This window comes from Bacillus sp. ATD (assembly GCF_050585765.1).
Taxonomy (GTDB): Bacteria; Bacillota; Bacilli; order Bacillales; family Bacillaceae; genus Bacillus; species Bacillus stercoris.
The window spans coordinates 107,612-125,651 of record NZ_JBOBQH010000001.1 but is presented as its reverse complement, the minus strand read 5'-3'; the positions used below and the strand labels follow the sequence as shown (position 1 = coordinate 125,651).

The 18,040-nt window shown below is 46.3% G+C and carries 16 protein-coding genes and 1 pseudogene; all 17 read right to left on the bottom strand.

The window, feature by feature from the left end:
* Positions 1–708: a 3-((4R)-4-hydroxycyclohexa-1,5-dien-1-yl)-2-oxopropanoate isomerase gene (bacB, locus tag ACQXR1_RS00625; protein WP_069150529.1), complete on the bottom strand. Its 708-nt coding sequence runs from the start codon at positions 706–708 to the stop codon at positions 1–3.
* Entirely contained in the window at positions 698–1,312 is a 615-nt protein-coding gene (gene bacA / locus ACQXR1_RS00620) for a prephenate decarboxylase (RefSeq protein WP_014665801.1), read from the bottom strand. Before bacA ends, bacB begins: the two co-directional genes overlap by 11 nt.
* A gap of 151 nt (positions 1,313–1,463) precedes the next feature.
* Positions 1,464–2,702, bottom strand: coding sequence for an MFS transporter (locus ACQXR1_RS00615; protein WP_014665803.1), 1,239 nt, complete (start codon positions 2,700–2,702; stop codon positions 1,464–1,466).
* Between the two features lie 207 nt (positions 2,703–2,909).
* Positions 2,910–4,322, bottom strand: coding sequence for an amino acid permease (locus ACQXR1_RS00610; RefSeq protein ID WP_040081499.1), 1,413 nt, complete (start codon positions 4,320–4,322; stop codon positions 2,910–2,912).
* Positions 4,322–6,022, bottom strand: a complete 1,701-nt coding sequence (locus ACQXR1_RS00605) for a M20 family metallopeptidase (RefSeq protein WP_430771556.1) — start codon at positions 6,020–6,022, stop codon at positions 4,322–4,324. The genes ACQXR1_RS00610 and ACQXR1_RS00605 overlap by 1 nt, the downstream gene beginning before the upstream one ends.
* A gap of 73 nt (positions 6,023–6,095) precedes the next feature.
* Positions 6,096–7,643, bottom strand: a complete 1,548-nt coding sequence (gene pruA, locus ACQXR1_RS00600) for an L-glutamate gamma-semialdehyde dehydrogenase (RefSeq protein WP_069150532.1) — start codon at positions 7,641–7,643, stop codon at positions 6,096–6,098.
* Positions 7,644–7,862: 219 nt separating this feature from the next.
* Complete coding sequence (rocG, locus tag ACQXR1_RS00595; RefSeq protein ID WP_430771555.1) at positions 7,863–9,137, bottom strand: glutamate dehydrogenase; 1,275 nt, start codon at positions 9,135–9,137, stop codon at positions 7,863–7,865.
* 176 nt (positions 9,138–9,313) lie between these two features.
* Positions 9,314–9,778, bottom strand: a complete 465-nt coding sequence (bslB, locus tag ACQXR1_RS00590) for a biofilm surface layer hydrophobin BslB (RefSeq protein ID WP_040081494.1) — start codon at positions 9,776–9,778, stop codon at positions 9,314–9,316.
* Positions 9,779–10,100: 322 nt separating this feature from the next.
* Positions 10,101–10,556, bottom strand: coding sequence for a dTDP-4-dehydrorhamnose 3,5-epimerase family protein (locus tag ACQXR1_RS00585; RefSeq protein ID WP_014665810.1), 456 nt, complete (start codon positions 10,554–10,556; stop codon positions 10,101–10,103).
* Positions 10,549–11,400, bottom strand: a complete 852-nt coding sequence (gene rfbD / locus ACQXR1_RS00580; RefSeq protein WP_071581877.1) for a dTDP-4-dehydrorhamnose reductase — start codon at positions 11,398–11,400, stop codon at positions 10,549–10,551. Before rfbD ends, ACQXR1_RS00585 begins: the two co-directional genes overlap by 8 nt.
* A 13-nt stretch (positions 11,401–11,413) precedes the next feature.
* On the bottom strand, positions 11,414–12,361 hold the full coding sequence (gene rfbB, locus ACQXR1_RS00575) for a dTDP-glucose 4,6-dehydratase (RefSeq protein WP_430771553.1): 948 nt from the start codon (positions 12,359–12,361) through the stop codon (positions 11,414–11,416).
* Entirely contained in the window at positions 12,361–13,101 is a 741-nt protein-coding gene (locus tag ACQXR1_RS00570) for a sugar phosphate nucleotidyltransferase (protein WP_326246201.1), read from the bottom strand. The genes rfbB and ACQXR1_RS00570 overlap by 1 nt, the downstream gene beginning before the upstream one ends.
* A 24-nt stretch (positions 13,102–13,125) precedes the next feature.
* The gene (locus ACQXR1_RS00565) at positions 13,126–14,145 is read right to left on the bottom strand and encodes a PseG/SpsG family protein (protein ID WP_430771552.1); all 1,020 of its coding nucleotides are present in this window, start codon (positions 14,143–14,145) and stop codon (positions 13,126–13,128) included.
* Between the two features lie 2 nt (positions 14,146–14,147).
* Complete coding sequence (locus ACQXR1_RS00560; protein WP_069838476.1) at positions 14,148–14,870, bottom strand: glycosyltransferase family protein; 723 nt, start codon at positions 14,868–14,870, stop codon at positions 14,148–14,150.
* The gene (locus ACQXR1_RS00555; RefSeq protein ID WP_306645617.1) at positions 14,863–15,984 is read right to left on the bottom strand and encodes an N-acetylneuraminate synthase family protein; all 1,122 of its coding nucleotides are present in this window, start codon (positions 15,982–15,984) and stop codon (positions 14,863–14,865) included. Before ACQXR1_RS00555 ends, ACQXR1_RS00560 begins: the two co-directional genes overlap by 8 nt.
* Positions 15,984–16,852: pseudogene (locus tag ACQXR1_RS00550) on the bottom strand (GNAT family N-acetyltransferase). The gene ACQXR1_RS00555 and the pseudogene ACQXR1_RS00550 overlap by 1 nt, the downstream one beginning before the upstream one ends.
* Entirely contained in the window at positions 16,853–18,022 is a 1,170-nt protein-coding gene (locus tag ACQXR1_RS00545) for a DegT/DnrJ/EryC1/StrS family aminotransferase (RefSeq protein WP_430771551.1), read from the bottom strand.
* Positions 18,023–18,040: the final 18 nt, after the last annotated feature.

Here is an 18,040-nt window from a genome sequence, read left to right as displayed (position 1 = left end):
TTATTCATCCGCCTTCATTTTTTTTGCTTTTGCCCTGTTATAGCGCGGCGGGAAGAAGATATTAATCGATTTTGATTCTTTTTCTGAACGGTTGATGGCACCATGATCTTCGCGAGGCTCACAGAAATAAGCTGTGCCGAATTCCATCTCGACTGTGCAGCCTTCGACCGTCATGTCATAGCCGCCGCCGATGCAGATGCCGATTTGTTCATTGCGATGTTTATGGAAAGGCATTTCTCCGCCGTTTCCAGGGATTTTGGCAAGCATAATCTCTACCCAATCCTCAACAAAGAACGTGACTTCCATGCCCGGCAGCAGGTCTCTTGTTTTGAAAATATCCAAAAAATAGTCCTCAGGACTTGTATACGTTTCATCAGCTTTCAGCCGCTTGATATCAATAGCAATCACTTCTTGGTCTGTGTCGTTTCTTGCCCCGTGAGGCACATGCGGCGGCGCGATATAGGCAGATTCCAAGGCTGTCATTTTTCTTGTCACATCTCCGACAGTCATCATCAGCTCGCCGGAAACGACCATGCCGATTTGAACCTCCTTATGCTGATGGGGTTCAACATTGGTATGCGGCGGGACGTAAGACATTAATACTTCAGTATCTCCTCGTACGGTTGAATACTGCCTCACTCCGTTTTCCCATTCAATTAATTTCGGAGTCGGGAAATAAAGCTCCTGCATATCTTCTTTAGTTTTCATCATCAACGTCTCCTTTTCCAAATAATGACCAGCTCATTGGAATGCTTTTGAATGTTTTTACAAAGGTTAGCCCGTACTTTTGCCTTGCAAGCTCATTGGTTAAGGCAATATCATACAAGCCTTCTTTTACTTTTCTTGCAGCTTGGCTGGTCGAATTGACCAGTTTGAAACGTACATCTTTGCGGGTAAAATATTTGATTAGATTAATAGGTGATGGATGTGAAACAACAACAGATGTATCAAGCATATCGTCTCTGAATTCAAAATCAGGACGAACAGCCAGGCCGTACATCGGTGTATCGCACCTGAAGATCTGCAATAGCTGCAAATCCGGCCTCATGTAGAAATGCTTAATGCCGTCATAAGCGTGTGGGACGATGGTATATTCCAGCGGGCTTTGGAGTGTCCTTTCAATGCATGATTCAAAAGTATCATGCAAGGACAATTTACTGTTCAGCCCTTGTAGAAGAGTAAAATTGGAAATGAAATGCTTTGCTGCGTACTCACTGCTTGTCCCCTCAGGGCCGAGCGTGTTGACTGTAATGAGTTTGGATAGTGTATCAGTTCGTTTTTTTGTCTGAATGCTATTATCCAATATAATCATGAGCACCAACCAATCTTTTAAAATTTTAAGTAAATTTTATCCAGCGGAAATTGAACTGTCAATGTTTTTTGAAAATATTGATAATTATTCCCATACAAACAAAAAAACCCTTTAAAAAGGGTTTTTAATTATAGGAATTTAGAAACTTTGTTTATTGAGATAAGGATTGATCGGCCTTCTGCTCATGCTTGCCGTATTTTTTATATGCGAATACACTGAGTACAAATCCGAGCACTGTGATGGCGGCGCAAATCCATCCGACGGCTGCATAGCCGTATGCCACATAGACAGGTCCCATCAAAGCAGATCCTAATGTCACGGCCAGATTCGAGGCGAGACTGTAAAACACCATGATTTTTCCGCGATGACGCTCTGAGCAATCACTCAAAATGGTGCTGAGCAGCGTCACCGTCAAGCTTTGCATTAATCCCCATATAAATAGGCTGACAATTAACAGAAACATTGACGCCGGTGCATATGGTAAACATGCCAGCAGAACGCTGATGACCCCCAGCGCAATCAAAAGGGAGCGCATTTTTCCGATGCGGTCGGCCACCTTTCCTGTAATGACACTCATGGAAAACCCGATTCCGTAAATCATGATAAATAAGCCCGCAGCTGTGTTTCCTCCGGTAAAAACGTCCTGAAGATAGGTGCCTAAAAAGGAATACATACCGTAAAATCCAATCATATTACAAAAGGTTATCGTGATATAAACAGGTACACGCGGGACTTTCAGCGCATCCCGGAATGTTCCTGCCGGCTCTTCTTTTTCTTCCTCGCCGCTTGTTTGATGCTGGGCATGACGGCGCATTTCAAGGAGAATCAGCAGGACGACGAAAACGCCCATCAAGGCGAAAATCCAAAATGTCCATCTCCAATGCAGGACGCCGCCGATAAATGATCCGAGCGGCACTCCAAAAATCAGCGCCAGCGACCAGCTTGAAACGATCAGCCCCATCACTTTGCCCCGGTATGTATAAGGAACACGATCACCGACAACGGCGTAAGCAGTCGGCACAAACGCTCCTGCAGCCAATCCCGAAAGCGCCCGGCCTAAAAAGAAGAAAAAGATATTTTGACTCAAAGCGCATATCACTGTTCCTATGATAAAGATCATAAGCCCGGCCAATAAACTCAGTTCTCTGGAGTATTTATCTCCTAATGGAACCAAAAGCGGCGCACCGATAAAAATCATAATGCCGTAAATACTGATAGATAATGCAAGGACACTGACATCTGAGCTGAAGGCTTTTGCTAAATCCGGCAGCAGCGGTGAGATCACAAGCTCTTCTGATCCGGCCGCAAATACCCCCATCGTTAAAGCCAGTGCTAACAATAGCGGAAAATGATGTTTTGTTTTGATGTCATTGTTTTGATTGCTGTTCATTCTTTCTCAAACACCTCTTCCATAATCTTCTTATCATAAAGTTGTATTATAGTTTAGCATTGTTTTTTCATCATTTACAATTCGAACGAAACCTTTACATTTTTAATTATTTTCATTTAAATCTCAATATAGATTTACTCGTTTCATTTTGAAAATCAACTGATTTTAACATACCAAAAAGCTCTCCGGTCTCCCGGAGAGCTTTTCCTATTGCGCCTCTGCCTGCTCTTTTTCTGCCGGTTCATGATTGATACGCTTTTTGATGCTTAGATGATAGTACGCATAGCAGAAAATAATGATCGGCACGCCGCAGTACAAGCCGATCCTTTGATCCGGAATGAAAATAAGGCTGATCAACACGCATCCGTATAAACAAAATCCTAGAATCGGGACTAGCGGATAAAGCGGCGTTCTGAACTCCAGATCATTCACATTTCCGCCTTCAGCGAGGAAACGTCTACGAAAGAAAAATTGCGACGCACAAATGGACATCCACGCAACAACTGTCACCATGCCCGAAATCGAGATACACCATAAATACACTGTTTCTGCGGCCATGACACTTGTCAGCAGCGAGCAGCCGGAAATACCGAGGGTAATCAGCAGGGCATTCATCGGCACGCCTTTTTTTGTCAGTCTGGTGAGAAAGGAGGGGCCCATTTGATTTGATGAAAGTGACCACATCATGCGCGACGCCGCATACAAACCCGAATTGGCAACAGATAAAATCGCCGTTAAGATGACAAAGTTCATGATATCTGCCGAAAATGGGATGCCGATTTGATCGAGCACCGCTACAAACGGGCTTTCAATAACGCCCGCCGTTTTGTACGGAAGAATGGCGACCAAGACGAACATTGCCAGCACAAAGAAAAACAGCGTGCGCCAAATGACATTCCGAATGGACTTTGGCAGTGTTTTTTCCGGACTTTCACTTTCCCCTGCCGCAATGCCGACAAGCTCCGTGCCCTGAAAGGAGAAATTCACCATGACCAGCGTAAACATAACGGCCAGCACCCCATTAGGGAAAAGTCCCCTGTCAGTCATAAAGTTAGACAAGAAGGGTGTTTCGTGTCCGCCTTTAAAGTCAATCAAGCCAAACACAGCGGCTCCGCCAATCACGATAAATAAGATGATCGCCGCCACTTTGATGCTTGAAAACCAAAATTCCATTTCTGCAAAGCTTCTGACAGACAGCGCATTAATCAAAAAGATGACAATCCCAAACACGAGACACCATATCCAAATCGGAACGGAGGGCAGCCACCTTTGCATCAAAATGCCTGCTGACGTCAGCTCCAAACCTACTGTATTCGCCCAGCTGAACCAATACAGCCAGCCGATCATAAAACCTGTTGACGGTCCCAGAAATTTAGTGGCGTAGGCCTGAAACGATCCGGCCACCGGCATGGCAACAGCCAATTCTCCTAAACAAAGCATGACGAGATACATTAAAAATCCGCCGATGATATACGCGGCAATGGCGCCGAGCGGTCCCGCCTGGCTAATGGTAAAGCCGGAGCCTAGAAACAGCCCTGTGCCAATAACCCCTCCCAAAGCAATCATAAACAAATGCCTGCTTTTCATGCTGCGCTGCAATTCATTTTTATGATTCTGCATCATCCTTCCTCCTTTGATTCTTTTGCCGTGATGGTCATCCGGTAGCTTTGCAAAAGATGGACGGTGGTTTGTTGTATGAGGAAAGGCAATACATGAAATGTGTATGGTTTATAGACTCGTTCCGTCCATTTATGGCCGTCTTTTCCATACACGCCCATATTAATGGATGGAATATTCAGCTTGCGTATGTCTTTAAACGGAATGGTTCCAATCATATTCCACCCAGGGAAGTTTCTGATAAAAGAATCAATTTCGTCATCGGTTTCATGCAGCGATAAGAAACTGCCGTCTGCCAAGTAGGGGAAAAACTTTTTGAAGACAAATGTTTCGCCTGTCGATGCAGCGGTTTTGTCAGCCGCTTCTTTAATCACATGCTGCAAAAGCTGATCTCTTGTGCTATCTTCTTTCAAATAGTTATGCGGCAGGTAAGGAGGTGCGTAAAATAGAATGACTTTTGCGCCTTGATCGGGGTCAAGCTTTTGAAGCTCTTCGATTGCCTGAAAGCATCTCATACGAAGTTCTAGGTGCTCGTTGGCTTTGAATGTCTGCTCGATACACTGTTCGGGATCTATTCCCCGGTTTCTCAGCTTTTCTAAGTATTGCTCCAGACTATACACTTGGATGCCCCATGATAAATGTTTCTTTGGCAGGTTGGCTCTTTTTACATATTCTTCATAATAGTCTGATAATTTTCGTTCTGTTTCTCGGCATGCTTCCTCAGTGACTTCAATAAGCAAATCCATCATTTCCTTTGCTGTTCTTTCATAAATAAAACAATTGAAATACAAGCTTGTGCTGACAGCCGTTTGCACATTATAGGATTCCTTGTTATCACGCTGATACAAACAGGATGGGGGCAGAACCAACTCCCCTTCAACCTTTTCCGCCAGATGAATGTTATTGTGGAGACGGCTTGTGATTTCAGCTGAAATGAAATTCGGGTCAATCCCTGCCAGTGTATCGCCAACATGGACTTCACGGCCGTAAATGTAAAAGCAAGGCAGTAGTTTTCCCGCGGCTCCAGTATAGATATATCTTGTCTGATCACCATCGTAAAGCGGGGTAATAAAATCTGTATTAATGGCAGCCAGATAGTGAAGCTGTTTTTCTTTTTTTAGCCGATTCAGCTCTGAAATGCTGGCGAGCACGCCCGAATGCTGGCTCTCCTCATCGGGATTTGCCATAAACAATACATTTCCCGGCAATGTTTCAAGGTTCTCCGAAAAATGCAGGAGATTGGCTAAATGTACGGCGATGCCGCTCTGCATATCGACAGATCCTCTTCCAAACATCCATTCGCCTGATTTGGCATCCCGCTGAACATCCTGATCGAACTCATAGCGGCTGAAATACTCCGCCAATTTCTCACAATCAAAAGCGATATCCTTTAAAGGGCCGAAATCTTCAATTCCGACTGTATCAAGATGGGCATGGTAAATGACTGTATTTCGGCTTTCTCCAAGTCCTTCAATAAACGCAAAAATATTTTTGCGATTGTATGGGTCATTGGGAATCGCCTGTTCCCACACATGACTCGGGTGTTCCTGAAAATAAGGATAGCTCGTGATCACTTCTTTGATGAAATCCGCTTTTGTCCCTTCTCCAATGGTGCCGTTCACACTGCTGAGGCTGACCAGAGATGCTGTCAGCGCCTCCACTCTTTCAGCCGGATTCATGTGACTGATTTTTGTATACTGCATAAATTGTCCTCCTGATCAAAAAGTTGAAATCGTGCGATCCGCTCAAGAATCGCACGATTTGATTTCTCTCAAATCAAAAAGCTTCGGACGTTGTTTTGGCTTGCATATGAAGAATTAAGTAATCGGGACCGCCTGCTTTTGAGTCTGTTCCGGACATATTAAAACCGCCGAACGGCTGATAGCCGACAATTGCTCCGGTGCAGCCTCTGTTGAAGTATAGGTTTCCAACATGGAAATCCTCGCGCGCCCGTTCAATGTGCGCACGGTTTTTCGTCAGAAGCGCGCCTGTTAATCCGTATTCCGTGTTATTGGCAATCTCCAGCATATGATCGAAATCACGCGCTTTGCAAATCGCAACAACCGGGCCGAAAATTTCTTCCTGCATTAAGCGCGCGTTTTCATCAACATCTGCAAAGATCGTCGGCTGAATAAAGTAGCCTTTTGAATCATCGCCTTCTCCGCCGGCCAATAGCTTGCCCTCAGATTTGCCGATTTCAATGTATTTCATCACTTTGTTGTAGGATGCTTCATGAATCACGGGACCCATATACGTATCAGGATCTTCTGGATTGCCGACAGTCAGCGTTTTGGTCAGCGCCACAGCTTTTTCCACCACTTCATCATAGACATCCTGATGGATAACTGCGCGGGAGCCCGCAGAACACTTCTGTCCTGAATATCCAAATGCTGAGTACACGATAGAGGATGCAGCAAGGTCAAGATCAGCGTCCTTGTCGACAAGCACTGTGTCTTTTCCGCCCATCTCAGCAATTACCCGTTTGAGCCATTTTTGGCCCGGCTGCACTTTGGCGGCTCGCTCATAAATCCGGCAGCCGACTGCACGGGAACCTGTAAATGAGACAAATCGTGTCTTCGGATGCTCAACTAAGAAATCACCGATCTCCGCTCCATCTCCCGGAATGTAATTCAGAACACCGTTTGGCAGGCCCGCTTCCTCCATGACCTCGACAAATTTCGCTGCCACTACCGGTGCTGCGTCAGCCGGTTTTAAGAGAATCGTATTTCCTGTCACAATCGCTGCCGCCGCTGTTCCCGCCATAATTGCAAGCGGGAAGTTAAATGGTGAAATGACGATGCCGACGCCAAGCGCTTCGTAATGATATTGATTGAACTCGCCAGCACGGCTCTTCACCGGAGCCCCTTCCTTAAGGTTTAACATTTGGCGCGCGTAGAACTCTAAAAAGTCTATCGCTTCAGCCGTGTCCGCATCCGCTTCCTTCCATGGTTTTCCCGCTTCCTTCACAAGATAGCTTGAAAATTCATGCTTTCTTCTGCGCAAAATAGCCGCTGCTTTAAAGAGAATATTCGCGCGGTGCTCCGGTCTTTGTTTTTTCCAGGATTCAAACGCCTGCAATGCGGCTTGCATCGCTTTTTCAGCAAGCTCTTGATCCGCTGTAGACGCGTACCCAATCACCTCTTCTTTGTTAGCCGGGTTAATAGAAATGATTTTGCGGTCCGTTTCAATTTTTTCTCCATTGATAACAAGCGGATAATGCTTGCCAAGCTGAGTGTTTACAAAGGCCAATGACTCCCCAAATGCTGTTTTATTCATTGCTTCCGTAAAATCTGTAAATGGTTCGTGCGCGTATGTAACTGTCATATGTAGTCCCCCTCGTGTTATGAAATATATCTTCGCATATGAATAAAAATGCAAGAATCATGCCATTTTCTTGTCTTTTGCTGAAAAAACTTGTTGAATCGAACAGAAATTTGTCTAACAGGTGATCACCTTTCTCTTTTTCCGAGCTTGAAAGCAAATTATTTTTGCGGTTTTTGCCCTTCCCGCAAAGAAAAACGCAAAATTATTTTGCATCGGCTATTACACCCATCCGCGGAATCGCGATGCTTCTGCCGATTTTCTGATGCCCGTCATGTAAGCCGCCAAGCGCATATCCACTTTATGCGTTGCCGCTGTCTGATAAATCGTTTCGAACGAGCTGACCATGACGCTTCTCAATTTTTCTGCAACCTCTTCTTCCGGCCAATAATATCCTTGGTTATTCTGCACCCATTCAAAATAAGAAACCGTGACGCCGCCGGCACTCGCCAGGATATCCGGCACAAGCAGCACGCCTCTTTCATTTAGGATCTTAGTGGCATCAATGGTTGTCGGTCCATTCGCTGCTTCGACGACGATTGACGCCTGAATGTTATGTGCGTTTTTGGCTGTGATTTGATTGGAGATCGCGGCAGGCACTAAAATATCGCATTCCTTTTCAAGCAGTTCCTCATTTGTGATGACGTCAGTAAATAAGTTGGTGACCATGCCGAAGCTGTCCCGTTTATCGAGCAAATAAGGAATATCAAGGCCGTCCGGGTTGTAGAGCCCGCCATGGGCATCAGAAATCCCGATCACCTTCGCGCCCGCGTCGTGCATGAATTTGGCCAGGAAGCTACCCGCGTTTCCAAAGCCCTGTATGATGATGCGTGCGTTTTGCAGCTTGATCCCTTTTTTCTTCACCGCCTCTTCAATACAAATCGTGACGCCCTGTGCCGTCGCCGTTTCCCGTCCTTGCGATCCGCCTAAAACGAGCGGCTTGCCTGTAATAAAGCCCGGAGAATCGAATTCCCGCAGCCGGCTGTACTCATCCATCATCCACGCCATAATCTGCGAATTGGTGTATACATCTGGAGCTGGAATATCCTTTGTCGGACCGACGATCTGGCTGATGGCACGGACATACCCCCTGCTCAGCCTTTCCAGTTCTCCAAATGACATTGTCCGCGGATCACAAATGATACCGCCCTTCCCGCCGCCGTAAGGAAGATTGGCAATCCCGCATTTGAGCGTCATCCAAATGGATAATGCCTTTACTTCCTCTTCATTGACTTCTGGATGGAAGCGAACGCCCCCCTTTGTCGGACCGACAGCATCATTGTGCTGTGACCGGTAGCCTGTGAACACTTTGACGCTCCCATTGTCCATTTTGACCGGAATGCGGACAGTGAGCATTCTCTGCGGCTCTTTCATGAGTTCATACATATCGCCCGGATAACCCAGCTTCCGAATGGCCTCCTTAATGATCGTTTGGGTAGACAGAAATAAGTTAAGAGCTTCTTTTTCTTCATCTTTTGAGACTTGCTTTGCTGACATCTTTTTCACCTCATTGTTTTTTTGGCCGGCTGTAATGTAAGCGCTTTAAAAAATCAGCCCGCCAATTCCTTTCTTCATTGGATTCACCATATGATCATGCAAGATCCGTACCAGCTTTTGAATCCACAAAAAAAAGAGACTGAAAACATCTCAGTCTCTGACTACAAATCTATCGATTAACGGGGATCAATCACCAGTTGCGTTTCAGCATAAAAACTGCCGATTCCCAAACCGTTTACTACATCGCCTTTAATCGTGTAAGTGCCTGCGCGAGGAAGAGTTTTACGCACCATGACGAGGTCAAATTCGGATGCGCCTAACAAATCAAGCGTAAGCGGGAGTCTGACTGTTTTTCCATCGTTTAAAATCTGTGTTTCTTTCAGTGTTCTTCCATTTACTGAATCTCTTGTCGTAGCATGAAACCCGTCAGGAAATTGAAATACTACCGCTCCAAGAGAAAGCACCGCATTTGGTTTATATGTCACTTCAATATCAGAAGTGGTCCACTCTTTTGTGCTGTTGATCGTTTTTGCCTCGATTGATGCAGACTGTGCATGAGCTTGGCCTGAAGGAAGCAAGATTGATAGTAAGACAGCTGAACTGATCAATAATGAAGATACGAATGAAGTTCTTTTTAACATGACATTTCCTCCTCAAATCACTGTTGAAATTGGCCAGAGCGTCCTCTGCAGAAAAAGCGTTTTTTTGCAATTCGCGAATTACCAGTTCTTTTTCTTAAAAATTAATCTATCATCATTTTCCATGGAAGTAAATGCTTTTTCAGGAATATTAACACTTGGGTTCCTTGAGAATTCCTTCCTGTTTATACAAGGTTCAAATGGAGGATTCCTCACTCTTTTTCTAGTAACTTCTACCTTCCTATTTCTATCTTTTATCCTATTTTAAAAAAGGACAAAAAAAGTCGAAGATGCCTCTGCTCTTCGATTGATCACGTTCCTTTTTTTATCTGAATTCAGTGTTCCAGTTAAAACCGATCGTCTCATCATTCCACGGAATTCTTTTTTCATCAGGCTGATCCGGATTATACGACATGGTGGTAAAGTAGATAATTGTCAGCGGCGTTTCTCCCAGCACTCTGTATCCGTGGGCCACCCCTTTTGGGATTAATAACAGCATCGGGTTGTCTTCGCCCATATAATAGACGTCCGTTTCTCCTTTTGTCTTTGAGTCGTCTCGAAGATCGTAGAGGACAACCTGAGCGTGACCGGTTGGGAAGAACCAGAGATCATCCTGCTTCTCATGATAATGAAATGCCTTAATCACACCCGGATAGCTTTTCGACCAAGAGGCCTGCCCGAAATGCTCAAGAAGATTCTCATCATCCCGGACCAGCTCAGCAAAAAAGCCTCTGTCATCGCTATGCTTCGTCAATTTTTTCACCTTGACTCCATCAATCATGCACACTGCTCCTTTCCTGCAAATACTCCCGTAACGCTTCCCGCCAGTGGCGGGGGCGGATGCCGGCTTCTTCAATAGCCCGATGGCTCAGCACAGAGTATGCCGGGCGGGGCGTTTTGTTCCCGTATTCCTCTGTTGTGACAGGCAAAATGACTGTGGCCAGCCCGCTTTCTTCCATAATCCCCTTCGCAAACTCATACCAGCTGCATATGCCTGAATTGCTGACATGATAGATGCCCGGCGGATGGCTGAACAGCTTGATGACCGCTTCTGCTAAATCCTTCGTATAAGTCGGCGAACCTATTTGATCGGTGACAACCCGCAGCTCTTGTTTCGTTTCAGCAAGCTTCAGCATGGTATGAACGAAATTGCTGCCGCCATGTCCGTACACCCATGATGTTCTGATGATCGTGCTGTCTTTTGTTGCCAAACGAATCAGTTCTTCTCCGAGCTTTTTGCTTTTGCCATAGATGGTGTTTGGATCAAGGGGATCGTTTTCCTTGTAAGGCTGGTTTCCTTTCCCATCGAATACATAGTCCGTGCTAATATGAACATATTGAGCGCCGATGCGGGTTGCCTCTAGCGCAGTATAATAAGCGCCGATTCCGTTGATCAAGTACGCTTTATCAAGCTCTTTCTCACATTGATCAACCGACGTAAACGCGGCGGTATTGACCACAATATCCGGCTGATAATGGCCAAACGAATGCCGTACTGAGCGCTGGTCAGCAATGTTCATCATCTTCTTTGTTAACGCAATGACCTCGTATCCGGCTTGCTTCAGCTGGCGGCACAGTTCCAGTCCAAGCTGTCCTCCCGCCCCAGTCACCAATACCTTTGTCAATCAGATCACCTTCTTATCGGTCATTGTCTGTATACCACTGAATCGTACGCGCAATGCCTTCTTCAAACGGCACTTCCTGCCGCCAGCCCAGTTCGTTTTTCAGTTTTGATGCATTGATTGCATAGCGCCGGTCATGCCCTTTTCGGTCTTCCACGTGGGCGAACAATTCCTCACAGCCCAGGTGCTTCATGATGATGCTCGCAAGCTCTTTATTCGTGCGTTCATTTCCGCCGCCGATGTTATACACCTCGCCTACGGTTCCTTTTTCTAAAATCAGCTTGATGGCGCGGCAATGATCCTCCGCAAACAGCCAATCTCTAATCTGAAGTCCATCTCCATACAGCGGAACCGGCAGGCCTTGCTTCGCATGACGGATAATCGTCGGAATCATTTTTTCGCTGTGCTGATAAGGGCCGTAATTGTTGCTGCATCGTGTAATGATCGCCGGAAGCTTGTGGGTTTTCACATAAGACAATACGAGCAAATCAGAGCTTGCTTTGCTGGCTGAGTAAGGATTATTAGGAGAAAGCGGCGTCGTTTCTGTAAATGCTGGATCATCCGCTTCTAAATCTCCGTACACCTCATCCGTTGAAATATGAATCAGCTTCTTGGCTTTGCCTTGCAAGACCGCTTCCGCCAATCGGTAAGTCCCCATGACATTTGTGGTGATAAACGGCTCTGCTTGGGAAATGCTTCTGTCCACATGCGATTCTGCAGCGAAGTGAATAACCCCGTCATAGGTCTCGTCAAACGCGCAGTCGATATCCTCGTGAACGCTGATGTCCCCTTTTATAAAGCGAAAGCGGCTGTTTTGCTTTAATGTTTCCATTTCTTCCGGGTGGCTGGCGTACGTCAGTTTATCTAAAACGGTAATGCGCGCATCCGTTTCCCTGAGCATGAGCTTTGTAAACGTGAGCCCGATGAAGCCGGCCCCGCCCGTAATTAAATATGATTTTGCCATCACTTTTCGTCCTGTCCTTTCTGTAAAGCTTTGTGTACAAGCTGGGAAGCGAGATAAAGCGATTCGTGAGTTCCGGCATCTACCCACCAGCCTGATAACACATCATACGTAAGCTGGCTGTTTTCGATGTATAGATTATTCACATCGGTGATTTCCAGCTCGCCTCGCTTTGATGGTGATATTTGTTCAATATACGAAAATACCTCCGCATCATACATATAAATGCCGGTAACGCAAAGGTTGGTCGGCGGCTGTTTGGGCTTCTCGATGATGGAACGAATCCGTGTGTTTTCTTCATCAATCTCAGCGATTCCGAAGCGTTCCGGGTCATCCACTTCTTTCAGCAGCACCTTTGCCCCTTTCCCCTGCTGTTCAAAGCGTTCTGTATAAGGCTTTAATGAATCTTCAAATATATTATCACCTAATAACAAAATGAAAGGCTCTTTTTTCGTAAAGCGCTTTGCATAAGACAGCCCATCCGAAATGCCCGATGCTGCAGGCTGTACCTGATAAGTGATTGTAACGCCAAGCTCTTCCCCGTTTCCAAGCAGTTTATAAAATTGCGGCATATGCTCTTTTTGGCTGATGAGTAAAATGTCTGTTATTCCGGCTTCCTCCAGCTTCATAATCGACCAGTATATCATCGGATACGGGCCTACAGGAAGCAAATGCTTGTTGACGGCTTTCGTTAAGGGCATAAGGCGTGAGCCGTTTCCTCCGGCTAAAATAACACCTTTCACATTAACACTTCCTTACATGCATTTTTATACCTTTTGTTCATGTAATTCTTGAAGAATAGCTGTTACCCGCTTGATGCCTTTTCCATCCACGAACGGCCTTCCTCCTTTGTGCAAAGAAAGGCGAAGAGGATAGCTGCTCATAATGCGCGACATCTGATAAATGAGTGTTTCACCCGGTACAAGCTCACCCAAGCCAAGATCAAGAGCGGCACCTTGCCCGGCAAATCTTTTGGCTGTTGCCGTTTGATGTTCAACCTGAGAGAGAACAAGGCACGGCACGCCGATGCAAATGGCTTCATACAGTGAGATGCCGCCGGCGACAATGGCTGCGTCCGCTTGTTTCATCAAACCCGCCATATCATTTATCTGTTCGATCACCTTGTACTGCGGCTTCTTTTCGATCTGCCTTCGGACTGCCTCTTGATGCGGTGAAGCGCTCCCCATCACCAACATCATGTTTTTGTCTTTTATAGCGGGGACTTGATCAGCGGCAGCCAGCACTTTAAAAATAAGCTGCTTCGGATCACTTCCTCCTAATGCAACAAGGATAGTGCGGCAGTCTTTCTTAAGTGTGTAATTCTCTCTTGCGGCCTGAAAGGCGGGGTGAAGAATAAGATAGTCCGGGCCTTCATAGATGCGTGTGTTTCCCTGAACGTACACCCTGCCTCTGATGTCACCGTAAATGCCGTTAATGACCGCGTCACTAAATTGAATCGATTTACCATTTTTCTCTTCAAAGAGAACAATTTTCGCATCTGTTTCCGTCTTTATTTTCTTTAACAGCTCTGCAGGCGCACCTAGAATATCAAATAAAAGCAAATCAAGCTTCTTGCTTTTTATTTCCCGGAGAATAAATTCGTGCTGCTGCAGCTCCGGTTTTACGATGACACGCCAATGCTCTTCATGAAGAAACGCTTCAGACTCCTGATTCGTGTAAAACGTAATCAAGCAGCTCTGTTTGAGTTCTTCCGCAAGTCTCTTCATCCGGACAACATGGCCCATTCCCTTTTCATAGCCCCCGTCTGCAACGATCCCAACACGCATGGCTAGTCAGCCTCTCGTTTGATCGCCGCATCAGAGTTTCGGTTCAGAATGCTGATGAGCTCAGAGGCTGATACATTGGGGCGCTCGCCTGCTTTTTGATAGAGGGCCTTTATCGATTCATAGTCTTCCTTTGTATCAATGGTCAGCCGATATCGAGGGGCGCGAAACCGTTCCGGTGCTTCTAAAAACTGGACGTGATAAAGAGCTGGATGATTTCTCACATATAACGTGACATGCTCCTGATATTGATCCTCCAAAGCCTGAATACGGCTGATGTCAATTAACAGGTTGGCGTTGACCACTTCGCCGCAAATCCCTAATGGGGCATTCAGGAGATACGTATAATCCGCGCCTTGATCAAAATGCGCCTTAATCATTACATCGAGCAGCTCTGGATCAACAAACGGATGATCACCCGTTAACCGGATGATAACTGACGGTTTGACAGCCTCTATGACCTTGACAAACCTATCGAGAACACGTTCTTCGCTCCCGCGGAAAACGCGATAGCCATGTTTGGTGCAATGCGCCTCTAATATGTCGTCGGTTTCTTTGTCAGACGTGGCAATGACAAGATTATCCCGATCCTTTTGGTAAAACGCGCTTTTCCGGACGCGATGAACGAGAATATCAAGTAAACGATCCGATCCAATCGGCCGAAGCACTTTTCCCGGCAGCCTTGTTGAACCCATTCTCGCTTGAATGATAAATAGAATGTCATTCATGAAACGGGCTGTCCTTCATTAAAATGTCATCCCAGGCAATGCCTGTGTCGGCCGGGATGTCTCTTACAGCCCGAACACCGCCGGTCAGCAGTTCAAAAAATCTCGGGTGCAGTCCCTGCGGCTTTTGTCCGGGCCGAAGCACTGCGATATTGTCTTCACTAAAGACCTCACCTTTTTGAATCGGAGCTGTTGTAAAAATGCCTCTGTATGCAAAATTTCTGATTTCTCCTTCGATGGCGGTTGTTGTTTTGTATGAACTGCCAAGCAGTTTTTCAGAGATCGGCTTTTTGATCCCCTGTTTCAGCTCAGCCTCCGTTTTCCTGATGCCATCGACCATTTCTTTCAATTCATCCGGATTTAATGCAAACGAGTGGTCGGCACCCGGCAGATTTTTATCGATCGTAAAATGCTTTTCTATCAATCTTGCTCCAAGCCGAACCGCGGCACATGGCGCTTCTGTCGGATGCTCGCTATGATCCGAGAAGCCGATCACCGCCTCAGGAAAAGCGGCGGCAAGCATCGGAATGACGCTAAGGTTGCTGTACTCCGGCGGTGCGGGGTATTTCGCCACACAATGCATTATGGCAATTTGATTGTTTCCCTCTGCCCTGATGGTGCTCCAAGCTTCGTGAACATCAGAGATTTCAGCTCCGGCTGTCGAGAAAATCATCGGCCTGTTCAGCCTGGCAACATATTTGAGCAGCGGGAGATGGTTAATTTCATAGGATGCGATTTTAAAAGCGCTCGGCGAGGTGGACTGAAGCAGATCAGCTGACCCTTCGTCACATACCGTGCTTAAAAAGATTACCTGCTTTTCGCGGCAGTAATCCAATAACGGTGAAATCCACTCAGCGGGCATTTCCATAGATTGAACCAAAGAAAAAATAGAGACGTCCTTGCCCGCTGCCGTTTTGTACAAACCAGGATCTTTCTGATACATCCTATCAGCCTGGAACATTTGAAATTTAACGGCATCCGCTCCCGCTTCCGCCGCGGCATCTATCAGCGCAAAAGCCTGATCAAGCTTCCCGTCATGATTAATCCCCGCCTCGGCGATAATAAATACAGGAGCGTCATGGCCTACAGTTTTATTCGCAATCTGAAACTTTGCCATTATTTCGCCTCCTTGCCCGCCAAATATGATAATAGTAATACGATTGTTCAGCGGTGAAGCCCATTCGTTCATAAAGGCGGATCGCCCTTACATTGTGAAGCTGCGTCCCCGCTGTTACCGTTCTATGCTTCTGGATCTCCGGTTGTTCTATGAGATTCGCCAATAAATGAAAGGCAATACGTTTTCCTTCAAATCCCGGCTTTACAGCCATCAAATCGAGAATGCACTCATCATCCCTTGATAAGCCCTGAAGATAACCGATGACCTCGCCATTGTGTTTAGCGACAATATTAACCGCCGCCCTTCCATTCAGATTGTTTCGTGTCCACTCCTGAAAAATGTTGTTTGCTGCATCGCGGCTGAGATGAGGGTCCTGAAAATATCTGCTTTTTGCAAACGAGTCTCGGGCCAGCTCACATATCGCTTCTGTGTCTCCGGGCTCAGGCGGACCCAGTTCAAAAAATGGCGGGGTTTTGTCATAAAAAGACGGAGGCATCGCCAGCTTCAGCAAACTGCCGACAAAGTAAGAGGACGGCTGCTGCTGTATCACATGCGCGGCTCCGATATCTTCAGCCGGAACACGGACAAAGATAAAATCCGTTTCATCCATTTGGCGTACAGAATAAAAAGCTTCAAACAGCCTCTTCAGCTGCCCGGTGCTGTTCGCCGCAAGAAGTTTGACATTCATGACTTTCTTCTGAAGCACCTTGCTTTCCCACAAAGAATCTTCGTAAAGCAATACGCCTTGGAGCCTGCTGTTTTCAAAAAGGCCGAGGGAAAATTGATACGGAACATCCAATGTAAGCTGTCTGCTTTGGAGAAATTCCTCAATCGCCTCTTTGGAGACATGTTCTTTTACCGTATACACTTAATCAGCCCCTTTTACGATATCCCGCACAGCTTCAATGACATCATGTACATCGTCGTCAGACATTGATGGATAAAGCGGGAGGGAAAGGGTTCGTTTATAGTAATTCATGGCATTCGGAAAGTCCGCTTCCTTATATCCAAATTGCTTTTGATAATACGGATGAATGTGTACTGGAATAAAATGAACGCTCGTGCCGATATTGTATTTATCCTTTAAAGCCGTAATCATTTCGCTTCGCGTGACCCCAGCCTTTTTTTCATCAACTTGCAGAACATATAAATGCCAGGCGTGCCTGCCGTCATCATGGACAAACGGCGTGATCAATCCCGGAATCTGCTGAAAAGCGGTTTGATAGCGGCCGGCAATCTCTTCTCTCCGTTTCTGCATATCATCCAGCCGTTTCAGCTGATGAAGTCCGAGGGCCGCCTGCAAATCAAACATATTCATCTTATAGCCGGGCGATTCGACTTCATAGTACCAGCTGCCATTTGAAGAATAACGGTTCCATGCGGCTTTACTCATGCCGTGAAGGCTTAGCACCCGAATCTTATCAGCAAGCTCCTCATCATCTGTCGTGAGCATGCCGCCTTCCCCTGTCGCCAGGTTTTTGGTGGCGTAAAAGCTGAATGCCGTTGCATCCCCGATCGAACCGATCATTCTGTGCTTATAAGTCGTATATACCGCATGCGCCGCATCCTCCAGCACGAATAAACCATGTTTTTGGGCAATTGCCAAAATCGCATCCATATCGCAGGACTGCCCGCCAAAGTGGACAGGTACAACTGCTTTCGTTCGCGGTGTGACGGCTGCCTCAAGCTTTACCGGGTCAATATTGAGCGTGTTTTCGTCAATGTCCGCAAACACAGGCGTCGCTCCTGTATGAATAATCGTATTGGCGGTCGAGCTGAACGTAAGCGGAGAGGTAATGACCTCGTCCCCAGGACCGATTCCTTTTGCTTTCAAAGCCAAAAATAAAGCTGCGGTACATGAATTCACCGCCACGGCGTGTTTCGCCCCGACAAATGCGGCAAACTCTTTTTCAAACTGCTGAACCTTCGGGCCTTTGGAGAGCCATCCCGATTCAAGCGTTTCAGTAACCTCCTGAATTTCTTCCTTACCGATTAACGGCAATGAGTAAGGGAGAAAATGATTTCTCTTTTGCACCATTTCTTTGCGCTCCTATCA

What these genes read in the sequence shown, in the direction of transcription:
- bacB (WP_069150529.1), bottom strand. Translation starts at nt 708, where the DNA reads ATGAAAACTAAAGAAGATATGCAGGAGCTTTATTTCCCGACTCCGAAA.
- bacA (WP_014665801.1), bottom strand. Translation starts at nt 1,312, where the DNA reads ATGATTATATTGGATAATAGCATTCAGACAAAAAAACGAACTGATACA.
- ACQXR1_RS00615 (WP_014665803.1), bottom strand. Translation starts at nt 2,702, where the DNA reads ATGAACAGCAATCAAAACAATGACATCAAAACAAAACATCATTTTCCG.
- ACQXR1_RS00610 (WP_040081499.1), bottom strand. Translation starts at nt 4,322, where the DNA reads ATGCAGAATCATAAAAATGAATTGCAGCGCAGCATGAAAAGCAGGCAT.
- ACQXR1_RS00605 (WP_430771556.1), bottom strand. Translation starts at nt 6,022, where the DNA reads ATGCAGTATACAAAAATCAGTCACATGAATCCGGCTGAAAGAGTGGAG.
- pruA (WP_069150532.1), bottom strand. Translation starts at nt 7,643, where the DNA reads ATGACAGTTACATACGCGCACGAACCATTTACAGATTTTACGGAAGCA.
- rocG (WP_430771555.1), bottom strand. Translation starts at nt 9,137, where the DNA reads ATGTCAGCAAAGCAAGTCTCAAAAGATGAAGAAAAAGAAGCTCTTAAC.
- bslB (WP_040081494.1), bottom strand. Translation starts at nt 9,778, where the DNA reads ATGTTAAAAAGAACTTCATTCGTATCTTCATTATTGATCAGTTCAGCT.
- ACQXR1_RS00585 (WP_014665810.1), bottom strand. Translation starts at nt 10,556, where the DNA reads ATGATTGATGGAGTCAAGGTGAAAAAATTGACGAAGCATAGCGATGAC.
- rfbB (WP_430771553.1), bottom strand. Translation starts at nt 12,361, where the DNA reads ATGGCAAAATCATATTTAATTACGGGCGGGGCCGGCTTCATCGGGCTC.
- ACQXR1_RS00565 (WP_430771552.1), bottom strand. Translation starts at nt 14,145, where the DNA reads ATGCGTGTTGGGATCGTTGCAGACGGGGGCTATGAAAAGGGAATGGGC.
- ACQXR1_RS00560 (WP_069838476.1), bottom strand. Translation starts at nt 14,870, where the DNA reads ATGAATGACATTCTATTTATCATTCAAGCGAGAATGGGTTCAACAAGG.
- ACQXR1_RS00555 (WP_306645617.1), bottom strand. Translation starts at nt 15,984, where the DNA reads ATGGCAAAGTTTCAGATTGCGAATAAAACTGTAGGCCATGACGCTCCT.
- ACQXR1_RS00545 (WP_430771551.1), bottom strand. Translation starts at nt 18,022, where the DNA reads ATGGTGCAAAAGAGAAATCATTTTCTCCCTTACTCATTGCCGTTAATC.